The organism is Candidatus Rhabdochlamydia oedothoracis, assembly GCF_019453995.1.
GTDB lineage: Bacteria > Chlamydiota > Chlamydiia > Chlamydiales > Rhabdochlamydiaceae > Rhabdochlamydia > Rhabdochlamydia oedothoracis.
Window position 1 is genome coordinate 640,465 of the sequence record NZ_CP075587.1, and the last position, 17,628, is coordinate 658,092.

Here is a 17,628-nt window from a genome sequence, read left to right on the forward strand (position 1 = left end):
TTTGAAAGAGGTCTAAAGAATTGTGGTTATATGCGATAATGCTGCCTACTATAGGTCAAAAATTGTTGCAAATTACCTAAAAACATCCAGATTAGAAATCAAATTCTTGCCTCCTTATTCTCCCGATCTCAATCTGATTGAACGCCTTTGGCGATTCATGAATAAAAAAGTTCGCAATAATCGATATTATGAAAAATTCTTAGATTTCAAGACGGCAATTTATGCCTTTTTTGAAAACGTTCCTAAATATCGGGAAGAATTGCAGCCTCTTTTATCTAGGAAATTTTGCTTAGTTAAATCTTAATTTAAAAACAAACGAGTATACATCTAGTCCAATATAACACTTCATGGGTTGCTCCTAATTTTTTTTGCTCTTTAATGAGCGGTTTTTAGATTTAAAAAAATCTCTTTATATTGGAAAGTTTAACTTACTCCGTTTAAGGAGTAACCCCTTCTTTGTGTGCAATTATGGCATGTCTATTAGAGTCTTTTTAAAATTTATTCAACTGCGTAACTCCTATAAACATGGGTTTGAACTGGAGATTCTAGTCTTTAATTTTTTTTAAAAAATACTTTAACAAGCAAAAACCTTATTTAAAGATCTTTTTTTAAGTCAAGCGTAAATGCTGCATAAGCAGATCATTATCTGGGAAAAGATCTATTTAAAGTTGCTTTTTAATCTCCAAAAAACTAATCTTCGTTCTGTTTATAGATACTGGGGTGTCGCCAAGTGGTAAGGCAGCGGTTTTTGGTACCGCCATTCGGAGGTTCGAATCCTTCCACCCCAAATTAATTTAACTTAAAGCAATGTTCATGTCTTCGAGCAATTCTTTTATGTTGTTTGCAGGAACTTCTCATAGAGAGCTTGCAGAGCAAATTGCAAAAAGCTTGGAAATTGATTTAGGAAAAACTCTTATTGAGACTTTTCCAGATGGCGAGATAGGCATCTCTATTTTAGAGAGTGTCCGTGGTAAGGATGTGTTCGTTGTGCAATCAATGGCACGCCATCCAAATTCCTATCTCATGGAACTGTTGATTTTTGTTGATGCATTAAAGCGCTCATCCGCTCGCTCTATTATTGCCGTGATCCCTTATTTTGGGTATGCGCGTCAAGATCGAAGAGGGATGGGAAGAGAGCCGATTACAGCAAAACTTGTTGCAGATCTTCTGCAACGATCTGGTGTAACGCGTATATTAACAATGGATCTGCATACAGAGCAAATTCAAGGGTTCTTCGATATTCCTGTCGATAATCTTTATGCACGTCCGGCATTAGTAGATGCTGTTCGGAAATTACAGCCTAATCAAATAGTGACGCCTGATATCGGTAGTATTAAATTAGCTTGTGCTTTTGCAGAAAAATTAAATATTGATTTTGCAGTCATTGATAAACGACGTGTAAATGCAAATGAAGTGGAATCTGCTTTAATTGGAGATGTTCATCAGAAGCGTGTTTTGCTCGTAGATGATATGTGCTCAACCGGGGAGACTCTCAAAAAAGCAGCTTTAGTTTGCAAAAGAGCTGGGGCTAGCTTAGTTTTTGCAGCTGTTACACATGGATTATTTATAGGAAGATTTGAAAATAGTGGGATTGAAAGGATAATTATGAGCAATACTGTGCCAACTCCTAATTGCAATGTGGAAGTGGTCTCAGTAGCACCTTTGTTTGCAGAAGCAATACGATCAATTGTTAATGCTAAATCTATTTCCTCACTTTTTACACGGTTTTAATTTTATCTTAAGGAAATACCTTAGAAATTTGGAGTAATTTATTATGAAGCTTGTAGTGAAACCTCGTTTTAGCCAGAAAAAAAGCGAAGTAAAACAGATTCGATCCGTAGGGGATATTCCTGCTGTTATCTATTCTTTAAAAAAAGAGCCTGCGAGCCTAATCGTTAGTGGTCAAGAATTTGATACAGTATTAAGACAAATGCAACCAGGCCACTTACCAACAACTGTTTTTACCTTAAGTGATGGGGTAGAAGAGTGTCAGGCTATTATTAAAGAAATTCAATATCACGTAATTACCTATAAAGTTTCACACATTGATTTTGAAGAGTTAATAGATGGTGTAGATGTACATGTAAAAGTACCTGTTAATTGCATAGGAACCATGGAATGTATTGGGGTCAAATTGGGGGGAGTTGTGCGTCAGGTAATGCGTCATGTGAAAGTGAAATGTCAACCAAAACATATTCCTACAAAATTCGATGTAGATGTAAAAAACGCTAATATTGGGAATTCTTTACGTGTGAAAGATTTGCAAGGAATATCAAGTGATGTAACTATTCTAGCAAAAGAGCATGACGTTGTAGCTGTTATTGCAAAACGCTAATTTAAGAAGAGTTTTAACATTGAGAGAAACGGAAAAACATTTAATTGTTGGACTGGGAAATTCTGGTGAAAAGTATAAAAATACCAGGCATAATGTAGGGTTTAAAGCGATTGACTTTTTTGCTAATCATCACGGCCTTGTTTTTCGTGAATCAGTGCAGATTTGTGGATCTTTGGCTCAAGGTTGTATACAAAAGAAGCAGGTTATCTTATTGAAGCCTATGACATTTATGAACGTAAGTGGTGAATCGATAAAGAGCTGCATGCAATGCTTTTCTATTGCAAAAGAAAAGGTATTGGTTGTTTGTGATGATATCACAATTGCTTTAGGAAAGATGAGAATGCGAATGAAGGGATCTTCTGGAGGGCATAACGGGTTAAAAAGCGTATCTTTAAGTTTAGTTACTGAAGAATTCGCTAGATTGAGAGTTGGTGTGGATTTTCCACAATTAGAAGAAGATTTATCTGATTATGTATTGGGAAAATTCACTAAAGAACAACAAAAAATACTAGAAAAGTTGCTCCCTTTTACTACCTTGGTCTTAAGGGAATGGATTGTGAAAGGAATAGCTCCAAGTATGCAATTGGCCCATAGTTATCCAGATTGCAAAAATAGATAAATCATTTAAGTTTAAACTTATAGGAGAAAAAAATGGCTAAACAAAAAAGCCAACTCTACGAAGGAATATACGTTTTAAGCGCTACACTAAGCGAGGAAGCTAGACAAAAAGCGCTTGAGAAAATTACAAACGGTATTTTAGAGCGTGGTGGGGTAGAACATAAGATTTTTGATCAAGGTCGTAAAAAACTAGCTTATGAAATCAATAAGCGACGTGAGGGATATTATTACGTAATATATTTTACAATTGATACATGCTATTTCAAAGAAATTTGGAGAGAGTATCATTTAAATGAAGATCTTATCCGCTTTATGACTCTTAGAGCAGATAACGTTCCTGAAAAAATAGAGTTTAGTTATGAAGAAAAACAAACGGTTGAGAAGCCTTTTGCAAAAAAAAACAAGCAATGTCCTTTTAAATCAGCTGGGGTGCGCCATATTGATTATAAAGATGTTGAAACATTAGTTCGTTTTATTACAGAGCGCGGTAAAATCATTCCAAGAAGAATTACCGGTGTATCTGCTTATTACCAACGTAAATTAGCTCAAGCGATCAAACAATCAAGACATATGGCCCTTTTACCATTTGTCGCACAAGACTAAAAGGAAGATGTATGCGTAACCAACGTCAACGTAGTCAATTACTACTTTTGAAAGATGTCGAACAGCTTGGACGTAGCGGAGATATTGTACATGTGAAGCCTGGCTATGCGTGGAATTATCTGATCCCTACAGGTAGAGCGGTTTTCCCCGATAAGCGCACACTGCGCAACCAAGCAAATCTTAAGGAACAAAGAGAGCAGCAAGCAAACTTAGATCGTGAAGAATCTGAGTTAGTTGCTAAAAACTTAGAAGGAAAGTCTTTGGAAATTTTTGTGAAGGTAGATCCTGATGGTCATATGTATGGATCTGTAAAACCCCAAGATATTGTACTTTTACTGCAAGAAAACGAGCAAATTTTATTAGATCGCCGTAACGTTTTAACTCCAACTATTAAAGAGTTAGGAACATATAAAATTTCTCTTGCTCTTAAAGAAAATGTGCCTGCACAATTTACGTTGCATGTGATTAAAGAGGTCTAGAGTCTCTTGAACCTAAAAAATTTTAAGGGGAAAGATCAAGCGCTCACGCTGCTTTCCCCTGCTAAAGTTAATTTGTTTTTTCGTATACATCATCGAAGACAAGATCAATATCATCAAATTTCCTCTCTTTATCAAGCCATTAATTTATCAGATACCATCTCTATTTCTTTAGCTGAGGAAGACCTTTTTCATTGTAATTTGAATCATCTCTGTGACCTGCAAGGAAATTTCATTTGGCAAGCCGTATCTTTATTTCGTCAGAAAACAGGTTGGAATCAGAAGTTATCTATTCGCTTACAAAAGAATATTCCTTTGCAAGCGGGTTTAGGGGGAGGAAGCAGTAATGCAGCAACGACTCTGTGGGCTCTTAACCAGCTTTCCCATTACCAATTTGAAGAAAATCAGTTAGCTCTTTGGGCTGCTGAATTAGGTTCTGATATGGCTTTTTTCTTTTCGCAAGGAACTGCTTATTGCCAAGGAAAAGGGGAGATTATACAGCAGATAACCCACTTGCCGAGCACTCATTTCTGGTTAGCAACGCCTCAATTTGGCTTATCCACTACTGCAGTCTACCAAAAATGCGATGCGAGTAAGTTAACGCATTGGGATAGTGCTCAAGCTTTATCCGATACGCTCCAAGGTAAATTCATTTTAAGGAATGATTTGGAGCCAGCAGCCTTTGATTTAAAGCCGGAATTACGAGTCATCAAACATCAGCTTTTAGCGATGGGGTTTACACAAGTGTCTATGACAGGAAGTGGTACCACTTTTATCTGCTTTGGATCTTTAGAAACACTAGAATCACCAGGAGTCGTTTTTTATCCTGTGCATTTTTTACAAAGAAAGCTAGGCTATTGGTATCAATAATATTTAAACTTTAAGCGACTTTTAATGGATACAAAGATCTATGACGATCAATTTATTGTAATCACAGGAGCTGCGGGATTAATAGGTTCTTGCTGTGTCCGTTATTTAAACGATCAAGGATTTACTAATCTGATTTTAGTCGATGATATTAAAAAAACGAATAAGTGGAAAAATCTCCTAAACAAAAAGTATATCGATTTTATTTCAAAGCATCAATTATTTGATTGGTTAAAAGGTAAAGAAAAAGAAATAAAGGCCTTCATTCATTTAGGAGCTTGTTCTGATACTTTGGAACAAAATGAAGATTACTTGATGCAAAATAATTTGCGTTATTCCATTCGTTTAGCTGAATATGCCCTTCAAGCAAAACATCGATTTATTTATGCTTCTTCGGCTGCTACATATGGGGATGGATCTCAAGGCTTTATTGATGACCATGGTCAGCTCGAGTACTTAAAACCCTTGAATCTATACGGTTTTTCTAAACATGCTTTTGATTTATGGTTGAAGCAGCAAGGGGTTTTGGATCAAGTTACAGGTTTAAAATATTTTAATGTTTTTGGGCCTAATGAAAATCATAAAGGACGTATGGCTTCCATGATTTATAAAATGACATCGCTTGTGCAAAAGGAAAAAGTGATTCGTTTATTTGCTTCTTCAGACCCAGATCAATTTGCTGATGGAGATCAGTGTCGTGACTTTATCTATGTAAAAGATGCCTGTCAGATGACGTGTGAGTTCTTAAAAAATTCCCTAGGTGGTATTTTTAATATAGGATCAGGATCTGCTACTACGTGGCACTCTTTAGCTCTAGCTATTTTTAAAGCATTGAAAATACCACCTAAAATTACATTTATAGAAATGCCTAAAGAGCTCGGTTCTCAATATCAAAATTATACCTGTGCTGATATGGCAAAATATATAAAAGTTGTGGAACAGCCTAAGTTGTATTCTATACAAGATGCAGTAGAAGATTATGTGCAAAATTATTTAACCGTGGATAAGCGATGGTAAAACTTAGCGGCATGCTTAGTCAATTTGATCCTGTACATGTTTTGGTCATTGGTGACTTTTTGTTAGATACCTATACAACAGGTAAAATCAAAAGAATGTCTCCAGAGGCACCAGTTCCTGTTCTACATGTAGAAAAAGAAGAAAATCGCCCAGGAGGAGCAGGGAATGTTGTCTTAAACCTTATTTCACTAGGAGCGCAGGTGACTGCTGTAGGAAGAATAGGGTATGATTTTGCAGGAAAGTGGTTATACGGTTTTTTAGAAACAGAAGGGGTTAACGTCCAAGCGTTGTTATTTCAAAAAGGATATAAGACCTCTGTTAAAAATCGATTAATTGCAGATGCACAGCAAATTTTGCGATTTGATCATGAAGAGATTACTCCTTTATTACAAGATCTAGAAAAAAACCTTATCCAACAATTGCCAACTCTTTTAAAAAAAATACAAATGGTTGCTATTTCTGATTATGGTAAAGGATTTTTAACAGACTCGTTGTTAAAAGCTGTGATTCAGCTGGCTAAAAAACTTTCTATTCCTGTTATTGTGGATCCTAAAGGAGAAGATTTTAGCAAATACAGTGGAGCTACAGTACTCAAACCTAATCTATCTGAAGCAATTGCTGCTGCAAAACTTTTAAAAACCAGTCCTTTAGATCAAGTAGCCGAAGTTATTTTTAGCCAATGCTGTGCAGAAATGCTTTTAATTACATGTTCAGAAAAAGGAATGTCTTTATTTAAGCGGTCAGGGGATACATGTGATTTCTTTGTGTCTTCTAAAGAAGTGAAAGATGTAACGGGTGCAGGAGACACGGTTCTTGCTATGATGAGCATTGCATTAGCCAATCAGATGGATATAAACCACGCAATCCAACTCTCTAATATTGCTGCAGGAATTGCTATTGAAAAACTAGGTTGTGCACGAGTAACCCTGTCTAATATAGCTCAAAGGCTACTAGAGCTTGATGTTGAGAATAAGATTTTTGAGGAACATCATCTTTTTGTTTTGCAACAATCCTTAAAAGATGTTAGGTATACCGTTCTTGGAGTAGATAGTCAAAAAGGGATGACAACAGCTTTATTCTCTACTTTTCGAAAGCTATGCTCAAAAAAGCTTAAATCAAAACTCATTATTTATATCTGTGATACAAACCCAGATCAAGAATTTGTCCTATTGCTATCTTCTTTATCTGAAGTGGATTTTATCGTGCTTAAAAGTGAGAGTTTAAAAAACTTGTGCAAAATTATCCATCCTGAACATGTATTTATCATGGACCAATCAGAATTAATTCCGTTAACACATCCAATGGAGCTGTTTGTGTTATAAGGGGTAAGTGCATTTTTCTTTGATAAACAAAAAACTTTAATATCAGAAAATTTCTTCTTTTGTATATATATACTTATCTTTTATGATAATTTAAGTCTTAGTTTGGAAATTTTTATGAATAACTTTGCGTTTCCCTGTTTTATTTTAGCTATAATCACTAGCTCTTATGCTGATGATGTAAAGCCAAAGGTATCTATTTGTCAAGAATCTGCTCAGAAATTTACTAAGCAGATCATTCAGGAAAAAATAGAAGAGACAAGAGTTTTAGTTAGTAAAATTGTGCATGATGATGAAATTGTCATGACGCAATTTGATCTATTAGCAGAAGAGCTTATTACTGCTTATTGTCGAGAAAAAGGAGTTACTTTAAATGAAGTAGAAGAGATCTTACAAGCCATGCAATTTTCTGCAGAAAAGCATCGTTTTCAAACACGTAAAAATGATCGTAAAACCCCTTATGTATCTCATTGTTTTGAGGTTGCCTATAAAGTGATGAGTGTGGGAGAAGTAAGAGACTTAACGAGTATTTTAGCAAGTCTATTGCATGATACTCTAAAAGATACGCAAACAACAGCGGAAGAAATCGAAAAAAAATTTGGAAAGCAAGTTGCTAAGGTAGTAGATGAGCTAACAGGAGACAGAAAAATATCCTTACAAGAGAAAAAAAGACAAGAAACAATCAATGCATCATATCGATCAAAGCCCGCAGCCATAGTTCAACTGGCCGATACTCTTTGTAATACATTAGAGCTTCTAAATCACCCCCCCAAAGGCTGGAGTCGAAAATATATTGATCAATACTTTCAATGGGCACAGACGGTTGTAGACCGTCTTCCATCTGTTAACTTTAAGCTAAAAGAAGCTGTACTTCTTACATTAAATCAATATTGGGAAACACAAGCGGCTTCATCAAAATAAATGCAATGTGCTTTTTTACGCTGTTCTTTAAAGTTTAAAATTCTCTGGACCTATTCTGATCTTGCTACAATAGATCTCTTGCATAACCAATAATTTTAAAGGAATTTAGTCCATGAGATATGATTGTTTGAGCGATATATCTGGAAATGCTTTTGTTAAGATAGGAATCTATACATGAAAGCTTTAAAATAGGGGGTTATGCAAGAAGTTCAATAAATAATCCCCAATTACTCTACACAAGAAATATTTCTAAGTTAGTAAATATAAAAAACTAATACTAAGTCTTTTCAAGTTTGAAGTGCACAGAAGAATTAAAAAAAGAATAGGCAGGCGATGAAAGAATCTCTATTGTGATTTTTAACAATCAAACACAAGGAGAGACCTTGCCTAAAGGCTACCATCACCTAACCTATTACCAAAGATGTCAGATTTATATTTTAAAAGCTAGAGGAGATACATCTAGCTCAATAGCAAACATTCTAAAAGTTCATCATAGCACTATTAGTAGGGAACTTAAGAGAAATAAAGGGCAACGAGGATACCGTCATCAGCAAGCTCAAGAAAAAGCATTTCTTAGAAAAAATTCTCAGCCCAATAAAAAAATGACTCCTCAAATAGTTACCCGTATTGAAGAAAAAATCAAGTTGCAATGGAGCCCTATACAAATATCCGGATGGCTTAAAAGACATGGTAAAGAACATGTTAGTCATGAGACCATCTATACTAGTGCCGATTCAAACGGCTAGCTTAATGGGATTTAAGTCAACGACTTGAAACTTGTCGTTTATCCTACATTTCAAAATATCTGTTATTTTCGGTATCTCTTCTAAGAAGAATCCTCTAATTGCCTGAAAAAAAGTCACCGACGTTTCGTAATATCGATTGTATACCTTCTTTTCCTTTAAGATCTTCCACAAGCGTTCAATAGGATTCAAATTCGGCGAATAAGGAGGGAGATAGTGCACTTTAATCCTAGAAGACATCAGAAACTCTTCTAGTTTCTTATTTTTGTTTGATCTCGCATTATCCAAAATTACATGAATAATTCGAGCCTCTGTCTGTTTTTCTAGCTTCTTGAAAAAATCGAGCATTGCATCGGCATCAACTGTCTTATATTCCTCTGTAAAAATCTTCATTCCTGTCAGGCAAAGAGCTCCAGCAAAATGCAATCGCAATTGTTTCCCGGATGTCTGCAAAGTCTTTTGAACGCCTTTTTTGATCCATCCACATACGGCTTGGGACTGATGTTCAGGATGCACAGCATCTATGAAATAGATCTCTTCATCAGGGTTTAAGGTCTCCTTTAAAACCATATATTGTTCTATGAAAATTCGTTGTTTTTCAGGATCTAATTTCCCAGGAATCTTTTTAGGACGTTTATAAACAAATCCGTGCTGTATGAGCCAATCTGTCATGCCACTTCGGGAATATTTTATCCCATATTGCTCATGCACATAAGCTATGATCCCTTTGACTTTAAGATAGGTCTTTTCCTGTAGGTGTTTTAGTAGAGACTCTGTTTGGTCTTGTGAAAGTTTTGATTTGCTACCGCCTCGAGGGCTATTTCCAGTTTTATTTTCGGAATCATATTCTCTGAGGTATTCCTGAACAGTGATAGGGCTTATCCGAAGTGCTTTAGCAAGATTTTTTGTTGAGATACCCTCATCATAGCCCAAAATTACACAAAGCCTATTCCGTTCAGAATAGTCTTTTGGATGCTTTAACTTGTGTTCTAAGTCAGCTATCTGGCTAGGGGTCAGTTTTTTCATACTCAATAGCTTAACACAAAACAAAATATTTTTCTATCCGATTGAATCGGAACCACTATATACGCCTTTTATTTCACAAGAGAAATATCGGCTTGGAGATCTTAGAGCCTGTTTAAAATCTTTTCAGTAAGGCATAATGATAGTTTTCATAAAACCTTTGGAAGTAATTATGGCCCGCTCTTATCCAAGCGATATCTCTCGTAACCAATTTAGCAAAGTCCATCTAATACTTGAGTCTACACGCAAAAAAACACGTCCACGAATAGTTGATCTATATTGGTTCCGATTCAATCGCATAGAAAAATATAGGATTAACGACAAGTTTCAAGTCGTTGACTTGAACCCCATTAAGCTAGCCGTTTGAATTGGCACTACTATATACGATATTTTTTGTGGAATTTTGTACATTTTAAAAAGTGGTTGCCATTGGCGAATGTTACCCATATGAATATCCTAAAATACAGGGCCAACGCATGAAGATTTTGCTTGATAATTGAGAGATAAAAAATGATTCTGGCTCCTTTTTCATAAGGAGTATAAAATGGAAGGATTCATTCATTCTTCATCTATTATGATGCATTTTTCGAAATTACCAGACCCAAGAAAGGCGCGCAATCAACTAGATAGCCTTCATGATATTATCAGCACATCTATCCTAGCCATGCTATGTGGACAAGATGATTACATGGGCTTTTGCTTGTGGACACAGATGAACCTCGATTGGTTACAATCTGTTAATATCTGCAAATATGGAGCTCCTTCTCATGATACCTATGAGAGGTTTTTTGCCTTTTTAAATCCTCATTCGTTCCGTACATGTTTTATGCATTGGACTCAGTCCATAGCTCAGGCATTTGGAGGAGACAGTATTGCCATTGACGGCAAGACATTATGCGGTTCTGGTAATAAGACAATAGATCATCCATATGGTAAGCGCTTTTGCTTCTGAGCAAAGTCTTGTGTTGGGACATCTTAAATGTTCTGGAAAAGGAAAAGAACTAGAGACCATTCAAAGCCTGCTTACCATATTAAATATTAAAGGAGTTGTTGTAACAATCGATGCAGCCGGTTGTCACAAAATAGTAGTAGAACAGATTTGTTCCCAGGGAGGAGATTATGTTATTGCTCTTAAAGGCAATCAAGACCACTTACATGCAGAAGCTCATAACTTTTTTGAACAAGCACAGGACGTTATACCGGAAAAAGCTAGCCGTTTGAATCGGCACTACTATATACTCGTTTGCATTCAAATTAAGAGTTTGAATACATAAACATTTTTATACAAAAGGTAACATCTTCTTGCAAGATAAAGCAGTTTTTTCAAAAAAACCTAGTTATGCAATTCTTAATTTGAAATCAATCTAGTATAGGATAGCGGATGTTCTTTTTGAAGAAGACTTTTCTTTGACAGATAGAGAAAATAGTGCTGAAAACAGGGGTTTAGTCTGCCATGTTATTATTTAAGAGGATAATATCTTCTCAAGAGAAGCCATTATGGTCTTTCAATCTTTCTATTCGCGCTTCTAAAGGAGGGTGAGTAGCAAACCAACGGGTAATGCTGCTTTTTTTAGGGGTTGAGATTTTAAATGCTTGAAAAGCCGCAACAGCTGTTTGAGGATCTTGAGTCTGTACATTCTTTTGTAATGCTTTTAAAGCGGCTATCATATTTTCTCTGCCTGCTAAAAAAGCGCCACCGCGATCTGCTCTAAACTCTCTAAAACGAGAAAAGGCACAGATAATCAAAGATCCTAAAACCATAAAGATCACCTCAAATAAAAAGACGAAGATCACATAGCTAAAATAAGACCCTGTAGAAGAATTGTTCCTGTTTCTGCTAAGTCCTGAACAGATATAGGCAAGCACTCTAGCCAAGAACATGACAAAGGCATTAATAACGCCTTGTAATAGGGTCATTGTGACCATGTCCCCATTTTGAATATGAGCCATTTCATGAGCAATAACCCCTTCTAATTCTTTTTCAGACATGCGATTTAACAAACCGGTTGAAACAGCAATTAAACTGCGTTTTTTGGTAGGGCCTGTAGCAAAAGCATTTAATTCAAGGGAATTATATACCCCTACTTGAGGAAAATCCGATAGATTTGCATCTCGAGAAAATTTATGCACAATGGTTAATAATCGCTGTAAACTAGGGTCTTTGGTATGAGAATCTATTAACTGTACTCTCATCATCCATAAAGCGATTTTACGAGAGAGCAAAAGCGAAATAAAGGCTCCTCCCATACCCCAAACAAAACAGAAGATCATTAAAGAATAGAGATTTAAGCCATATGATTGTAAATAAGGTTTTATGTTAAAAACGCTTAGAAAAAAAGAAAGGGTAATAACGACAAGAAAATTGATTAACAAAAATAAAAAAACTCTTTTAGCAATAGCCATTTTTTTCTCCTTATAATCCATCTATTATCTGCTTTTTAAGATTGTTATGTCAATAACCTATGTAATATTTTCAGCACAAAATCTCTGTACAGGACAATTTTTTAGGAGCAGATAAAAAGAATAGCCCGCAAATATGACCAGAGATCTGGCATAATACTTCCAGAAAGCAATCTAAGAGGTATTATGAAATATATTTGCGAACTGAAAAATATTTTAGCAGATAGTTTCCACATAAATATAGTGGTTCCGATTCAATCGTATAGAAAAATATAGGATTAACGACAAGGTTCAATTCGTTGATTTGAACACCCCATTAAGCTAGCCGTTTGAATTGGCACTACTATTACAACTCTAACGTGGAGTTGTGGTTTTTTCCATATAGATATTAACCTTGAGAATTATAGATGAGACCTCTTTCAAAACCCATTAACATAGCTCCAGATTATAAATGCCCGCAATTAGATTGAAGCGAAGACCAAACCTTTTTCGTCTATTTCTATAACGATCAGCTAAAATTTTGAATCGCTTAAGCAGACCAATAGCATTTTCATTAATTACACGTTCTTTGGAAAGGAATTGATTATTTTTTTTGTCTTGTTTTGTTAAAGGATTTTTCTTGCTTCTTCTTTTAGGCATTTGGGTTTTAGCATGAAGCTTTTTAAGTCCTCGATACCCTCCATCTGTTAGAGCCTGTTTAAAATCTTTTCAGTAAGGCATATAGAAGCATTTTCACTACATAAAAACCATTTGTTCGTTGTAAAAAGTGTTTTAGCAGATGGAGGATATTCTGGAGAAAGATTTGCAAAGAGTGTGCAGGAAATATTAGGATGTATATTAGAAATAGCCAAAAGAAATGCACTTCATATTTTTACAGTTATTCCCAAAAGATGGGTTGTAGAGCGTTCTTTTGCGTAGATAGAAAAATGTCGCAGGCTATGGAAAAACTGCGAAAGAAAACTACATACAAGCCTGAGTATGGTGGTTCTCGCTTTTATTGCTCTACTTTTGAAAAGATTTTAAACAGGCTCTTAGAAGGTTTATTTCGGAATGAAACTTGATTTTAGAATCCTTAAATATCCTAAAATCATGTCTTCTACCTTTGGAAAAAAAGGTACAAATAATCTTTTTTGTGTCCTTGCTCATTACAAGCTGCGTCTTTAAGGTGTGCCTTTTCTTCTTCCCTGAGTAAAAATGTTTTTGTTTTTTTTAGGGCGCTCTATGGGTGTTTCTGTGGCATCTATTAAAATAACATCGTATTCCATATCGCTTTTTAATAGCTCTTTACGTCCAGGCAGTGCAAATAGGGGATGTTTTATCAGGGTGTATTCTACCCATTTTATTGTTTTATAAGCTGTACTTTCACTGATATTATAGCTCTGGCTTATGTGAAAATAGGTTCTATACTCTCTTAGATACTCTAAGGTCATCAGTAACATGTCTTCTATTTTTAATTTATTGACGCGGCCTCCTCGGGCTTTTTTCTCTTTGTGACTTATCTCCAAAATCAAGCTCATTTGATCAAATGTGCTACGTTTTACTCCGGTTAATCTTCGGAATTTCTCGTTGTCTAAACTTTTTGCTTTTTCAAATTTCATCATGCCCTTACGTATTTTTAAGGGCATTATGTTATACAAGGGCTTTTTTATTTCCTAGTTTTGAAAGAGCTCTATTGTACTCTTTTATCCATATCCATTTACAGTTCTTCTAGACTATGATAAACTTTTTGCCTAAATGCTGATGCATAAAATTCATTTTGAATCGTCTGATGAAACTTCTATCGAGTAGATGCATAACCTCCATTATGCATACCTCAAATTAAGAGTTTGAGTGTATAAATATCTTTATAAAAAAAGAATAACATCTTCTTGCAAGATAGAGCAGTTTTTTCAAAAAAACCTAGTTATGCAATTCTTAATTTGAAATCAAACTAGTATAATCAGGAATTGTCAAAATTTCATAACCGGTTTCGGTAATTAAGAAGGTATGTTCCCATTGCGCGCTTGGTTTTCCATCAACTGTTCTACAGGTCCAATGGTCTTTATCAATATATCCACTGCGTGTACCCGCATTGATCATAGGTTCAATGGTTAAAGTCATTCCAGCAGTCAAAGGAATTTGGGAGTGATTATAATGATGAGCAACCTGTGGCTCTTCATGAAATCCAATCCCTACTCCGTGGCCTACAAATTGATCTACGACAGAGCAATTTTGAGAAGAAGCATAGGAATCAATGGCTTTACCAATCTCACATAGTTTATTTTTGGGCTTTAAAACCTGTGCTGCTCTATTTAAGCATTCTAAAGAAACATCAACTACTCTGCGTTTTTCAGCATCGATGGGTTCAAGAGCGACCATTTTACTACAGTCGCCATAGTATCCATTTAAAACACAAGCCACATCGATATTAATAATATCGCCCTGCTGCAAGGGAATATCATTGGGAATTCCATGACAAATCACATCGTTGAGCGATGTACAAATGTGTTTAGGAAAAGGCGGTTCTCCATATCCTATACAACAAGAGATCGCATTTTTTTCTTCAAACAGCTCTTTTGCATATCGATCTAGTTCATTTGTGGTAACCCCCACTTTTGTAATAGAGCAGAGTTTATCTAAAACGGTGGCAGCAAGCCTGCATGCATGACGAATGCCAACGATTTGCTCGTCATTTTTTAAAATGATTCCATATTTCTTTAAATACTGTTCTTTAAGGGGTTGTTCAGGATAGTGGCATTTTTTCCATTTTTTTTGACTACCACACCAACAGGGATCGTTACGCATCATTGTTTGACCTTAATAACATACTTTTTTTAATAATAAACCATGAGCAGGAGCGGTCATTCCTATACGAGAACGATCCTTGCTCATTAAAAAACCGGGAACCTGATTAACAGCTAGCTTAGAACAACCTATATACACTAAGGTTCCTACTAAATTACGAACCATTTTGTAGAGAAAGTGATCTCCGTGAATTATAAACCGCAATCTATCTTTAGAAAGAGGTACAATGGATAGCTTTTTCACATCGCAAATCACATTACGATCCCAATTAGGTTTTTGGTTACAGAAAGCTGAGAAGTCATGTTCTCCTACTAAACTATGAGCTGCTTTTTGCATAGAATCAAATTCTAAAAAACGAGGGAAATGCCAAGAAGTTCTGCGAAAAAAAGGATTTTGTATTTTCGCAAAGCATACGTGATACCAATATTCTTTTTTAACGCAGTTCAAAGTAGAGTGAAACTGCATAAAAGCTTCTTCTATATGTAAAACGGAAATAGTTTCATCTAAAAGAATATTGAGAGATCCTTGTAATTTGTATAAACAAATAGAGCTAGTTGTAAGGAAATGAACTACCTGTCCTTTTGCGTGTACCCCAGCATCTGTTCTACTTGCTGAAGACAAAAACACATCTTCTTGCAAGATTTGTTGTAGAACGTTTTGCAGACTTTCCTCAACGCTAGGACCTGCATTATTTTTCTGCCATCCTAAATAAGGAGCGCCGTCATAGGCGATGGTCATTTTAAGATTACGCTTTGTTTCTATCATAGCAAATTTAAACCGCTTTTAAAAACAGCTGGACTCCTTCTAAGAGCATTTGAATAGCAATTAAAATTAAAATTAAACCCATTAAGCGCTCTAAAGCAGAAATTCCTCTTTTTCCTATTAGCTTTTTTAAATAGCTAGATCCCAACAAGATTAATGTTGAAGGGAGCCAAGCAATAAAAATAGCACTAATAATGCTAAAATGATTCTCTGCTTGACCTGCATATAGCATTACAGCAGCTAATATAGCAGGCCCTGCTACCAGAGGGATTGCCAAAGGAACGATAAAAGGCTCCTTATCTACAATGTCTGTTACAGGTTCAGCCTGTGGGGGGAATATCATTTTTAGTGCAATTAAAAACAAAATTACTCCACCAGCAATGATAATAGTGGGCGTTTTAATATTTATGAAGTTTAAAATCATATCTCCTAAGAGTTCAAAAAGAATGATGACCCCTAAAGCAATCAACATTTCACGGAGAATAATGCGCTGTTGCTTCTTAGGCTCAAAGTTTTTAAGCAAAGAGGCAAATAAAGGGATATTACCTATAGAATCGATCATTAAAAAAAAGGTAAGCGTCATAGAAAGCACTTGGGGATTAGACTTCATAGAACCGTCCTCATATTTATTTTTTAGTCTACGTTATTTAATAGATTCTAAGAGCCTGTTTAAAATCTTTTCAAAAGTAGAGCAATAAAAGCAAGAACCACCATATTCAGGCTTGTATGTAGTTTTCTTTCGCAATTTTTCCATAGCCTGCGACATTTTTCTATCCACGCAAAAGAACGCTCTACAACCCATCTTTTGGGAATAACTGTAAAAGTATGAAGTGTATTTCTTTTGGCTATTTCTACTATACATTTTAATATCTCCTGCACACTCTTTGCAAATTTTTCTCCAGAATATCCTCCATCTGCTAAAACATCTTTTACACCGAACAAATGGTTTTTATGTAGTGAAAATGCTTCTATACACCCATTTCTGTCAGTGATATTAGCGGTGGTAATGTGAATCGCATGAGGAAGCCCTTGGGTATCGACTGCTATATGTCTTTTTATTCCTGATATTTTTTTCCCTGCATCATATCCTTATCTTTTCCGCTGTATCAGTATTTTTAACACTTTGAGCATCAATAATTACAAAGCTTGTTTTCTCTTTCCGACCACTGCTTTTTCTGACCTCGCCAACCCATTTTTTTTAAAACTATTTCAAGAGTACTCTTAGAATTTTTATCATCTTTTTTATTTCAAAGAGGGAAATAATAATAACATAATTCCCATTTAGGATATTCTATGGGTAACATACGCCACTGGCAACCACTTTTTAAAATGTACAAAATTCCACAAAAAATATCATATAGATGAACTCTTCGTGGACGTGTTTTTTTGCGTGTAGACTCAAGTATTAGATGGATTTTGCTAAATTGCTTACGAGAGATATCGCTTGGATAAGAGCAGGTCATAATTACCTCCAAAGGTTTTATGAAAACTATCATTATACCTTAATGAGAAGATTTTAAACAGGCTCTAAGGCTTTTCTAAGTACTCTGACGCAAGAGCTTTAAAATCTATCTTTTACAGTTATTCCTAGAAGATAGGTTGTAGAGTGTTCTTTTTTTGCTTGGCATCATATTCCCTCTGATAATCATAAACCGAAGACTCGCTGATTCTCAGAATTTTCGCTAGAAAAATATCCAGTTTTTGTAGAAAAAATAGATATCGCTTTTTGCTAGGTAGTATGAACCTATCTTGAATTAAAT

18 protein-coding genes, 1 tRNA gene and 6 pseudogenes are annotated in these 17,628 nt (G+C 35.4%); 17 read left to right on the top strand and 8 right to left on the bottom strand.

The features are described 5' to 3' along the window. Nucleotides 1-22: 22 nt before the first annotated feature. The 13 genes and pseudogenes from RHABOEDO_RS03570 to RHABOEDO_RS03625 all read left to right on the top strand — a co-directional run bounded on the left by RHABOEDO_RS03570 (nt 23) and on the right by RHABOEDO_RS03625 (nt 8,902). Nucleotides 23-304: a transposase gene (locus RHABOEDO_RS03570; protein WP_215217243.1), complete on the top strand. Its 282-nt coding sequence runs from the start codon at nt 23-25 to the stop codon at nt 302-304. 412 nt (nt 305-716) lie between these two features. Continuing rightward, nucleotides 717-788, top strand: a tRNA-Gln gene (locus RHABOEDO_RS03575). A gap of 25 nt (nt 789-813) precedes the next feature. Next, nucleotides 814-1,731 carry a ribose-phosphate diphosphokinase gene (locus RHABOEDO_RS03580; protein WP_215217244.1) on the top strand — a complete coding sequence of 306 codons (918 nt, stop codon included), beginning with the start codon at nt 814-816 and terminating at the stop codon, nt 1,729-1,731. A 43-nt stretch (nt 1,732-1,774) separates the two neighbouring features. Then, nucleotides 1,775-2,335 carry a 50S ribosomal protein L25/general stress protein Ctc gene (locus RHABOEDO_RS03585; RefSeq protein ID WP_215217245.1) on the top strand — a complete coding sequence of 187 codons (561 nt, stop codon included), beginning with the start codon at nt 1,775-1,777 and terminating at the stop codon, nt 2,333-2,335. 19 nt (nt 2,336-2,354) lie between these two features. After that, entirely contained in the window at nt 2,355-2,954 is a 600-nt protein-coding gene (gene pth, locus RHABOEDO_RS03590; protein WP_220017781.1) for an aminoacyl-tRNA hydrolase, read from the top strand. A 32-nt stretch (nt 2,955-2,986) separates the two neighbouring features. Beyond that, nucleotides 2,987-3,310 (top strand): annotated as a pseudogene (gene rpsF, locus RHABOEDO_RS03595) (30S ribosomal protein S6); the annotation flags it as partial. After that, entirely contained in the window at nt 3,299-3,556 is a 258-nt protein-coding gene (rpsR, locus tag RHABOEDO_RS10725) for a 30S ribosomal protein S18 (protein ID WP_245397591.1), read from the top strand. The pseudogene rpsF and the gene rpsR, both read left to right, overlap by 12 nt. A gap of 11 nt (nt 3,557-3,567) precedes the next feature. Then, nucleotides 3,568-4,035, top strand: coding sequence for a 50S ribosomal protein L9 (gene rplI / locus RHABOEDO_RS03600; protein ID WP_215217247.1), 468 nt, complete (start codon nt 3,568-3,570; stop codon nt 4,033-4,035). 6 nt (nt 4,036-4,041) lie between these two features. Beyond that, nucleotides 4,042-4,902, top strand: coding sequence for a 4-(cytidine 5'-diphospho)-2-C-methyl-D-erythritol kinase (gene ispE, locus RHABOEDO_RS03605; protein WP_215217248.1), 861 nt, complete (start codon nt 4,042-4,044; stop codon nt 4,900-4,902). Between the two features lie 24 nt (nt 4,903-4,926). Continuing rightward, nucleotides 4,927-5,916, top strand: coding sequence for an ADP-glyceromanno-heptose 6-epimerase (rfaD, locus tag RHABOEDO_RS03610; protein WP_215217249.1), 990 nt, complete (start codon nt 4,927-4,929; stop codon nt 5,914-5,916). Next, nucleotides 5,910-7,238, top strand: coding sequence for a bifunctional heptose 7-phosphate kinase/heptose 1-phosphate adenyltransferase (locus tag RHABOEDO_RS03615; RefSeq protein ID WP_215217250.1), 1,329 nt, complete (start codon nt 5,910-5,912; stop codon nt 7,236-7,238). Before rfaD ends, RHABOEDO_RS03615 begins: the two co-directional genes overlap by 7 nt. A gap of 114 nt (nt 7,239-7,352) precedes the next feature. Further along, the gene (locus RHABOEDO_RS03620) at nt 7,353-8,156 is read left to right on the top strand and encodes an HD domain-containing protein (protein WP_215217251.1); all 804 of its coding nucleotides are present in this window, start codon (nt 7,353-7,355) and stop codon (nt 8,154-8,156) included. Nucleotides 8,157-8,506: 350 nt separating this feature from the next. Beyond that, nucleotides 8,507-8,902 (top strand): helix-turn-helix domain-containing protein, encoded by a 396-nt coding sequence (locus tag RHABOEDO_RS03625; RefSeq protein WP_220017782.1) that lies wholly within the window; start codon nt 8,507-8,509, stop codon nt 8,900-8,902. Here the strand turns inward: RHABOEDO_RS03625 and RHABOEDO_RS03630 are convergent. Further along, nucleotides 8,891-9,925: an IS630 family transposase gene (locus RHABOEDO_RS03630; RefSeq protein ID WP_220017534.1), complete on the bottom strand. Its 1,035-nt coding sequence runs from the start codon at nt 9,923-9,925 to the stop codon at nt 8,891-8,893. The genes RHABOEDO_RS03625 and RHABOEDO_RS03630 overlap by 12 nt on opposite strands. A 169-nt stretch (nt 9,926-10,094) precedes the next feature. On the opposite strand from RHABOEDO_RS03630, the pseudogene RHABOEDO_RS10730 reads away from it, so the two are divergent. The 3 genes and pseudogenes from RHABOEDO_RS10730 to RHABOEDO_RS11095 all read left to right on the top strand — a co-directional run. Next, nucleotides 10,095-10,199, top strand: a pseudogene (locus RHABOEDO_RS10730) (IS5/IS1182 family transposase); the annotation flags it as partial. A gap of 267 nt (nt 10,200-10,466) precedes the next feature. Then, nucleotides 10,467-10,874, top strand: coding sequence for an ISAs1 family transposase (locus tag RHABOEDO_RS11090; protein WP_220017784.1), 408 nt, complete (start codon nt 10,467-10,469; stop codon nt 10,872-10,874). After that, nucleotides 10,852-11,196, top strand: coding sequence for an ISAs1 family transposase (locus RHABOEDO_RS11095; RefSeq protein ID WP_220017785.1), 345 nt, complete (start codon nt 10,852-10,854; stop codon nt 11,194-11,196). Before RHABOEDO_RS11090 ends, RHABOEDO_RS11095 begins: the two co-directional genes overlap by 23 nt. A gap of 208 nt (nt 11,197-11,404) precedes the next feature. Here RHABOEDO_RS11095 and htpX read toward each other — a convergent pair whose 3' ends face one another. Both htpX and RHABOEDO_RS03655 read right to left on the bottom strand, forming a co-directional pair. Continuing rightward, on the bottom strand, nt 11,405-12,346 hold the full coding sequence (gene htpX / locus RHABOEDO_RS03650; protein WP_245397555.1) for a protease HtpX: 942 nt from the start codon (nt 12,344-12,346) through the stop codon (nt 11,405-11,407). Nucleotides 12,347-12,751: 405 nt separating this feature from the next. Next, nucleotides 12,752-13,018 (bottom strand): annotated as a pseudogene (locus RHABOEDO_RS03655) (transposase family protein); the annotation flags it as partial. Between the two features lie 54 nt (nt 13,019-13,072). On the opposite strand from RHABOEDO_RS03655, the pseudogene RHABOEDO_RS10740 reads away from it, so the two are divergent. Continuing rightward, nucleotides 13,073-13,345 (top strand): annotated as a pseudogene (locus RHABOEDO_RS10740) (transposase); the annotation flags it as partial. Between the two features lie 21 nt (nt 13,346-13,366). Here RHABOEDO_RS10740 and RHABOEDO_RS03670 read toward each other — a convergent pair. The 5 genes and pseudogenes from RHABOEDO_RS03670 to RHABOEDO_RS03690 form a co-directional block, all read right to left on the bottom strand. Then, nucleotides 13,367-13,920 (bottom strand): annotated as a pseudogene (locus RHABOEDO_RS03670) (transposase family protein); the annotation flags it as partial. A gap of 316 nt (nt 13,921-14,236) precedes the next feature. Then, nucleotides 14,237-15,109: a methionyl aminopeptidase gene (locus RHABOEDO_RS03675; RefSeq protein WP_215217725.1), complete on the bottom strand. Its 873-nt coding sequence runs from the start codon at nt 15,107-15,109 to the stop codon at nt 14,237-14,239. Nucleotides 15,110-15,118: 9 nt separating this feature from the next. Beyond that, nucleotides 15,119-15,871, bottom strand: a complete 753-nt coding sequence (truA, locus tag RHABOEDO_RS03680; RefSeq protein ID WP_215217724.1) for a tRNA pseudouridine(38-40) synthase TruA — start codon at nt 15,869-15,871, stop codon at nt 15,119-15,121. A 7-nt stretch (nt 15,872-15,878) separates the two neighbouring features. Further along, entirely contained in the window at nt 15,879-16,478 is a 600-nt protein-coding gene (locus tag RHABOEDO_RS03685) for a MarC family protein (RefSeq protein WP_215217723.1), read from the bottom strand. Between the two features lie 59 nt (nt 16,479-16,537). Continuing rightward, nucleotides 16,538-17,331: pseudogene (locus RHABOEDO_RS03690) on the bottom strand (IS5 family transposase). Nucleotides 17,332-17,628: the final 297 nt, after the last annotated feature.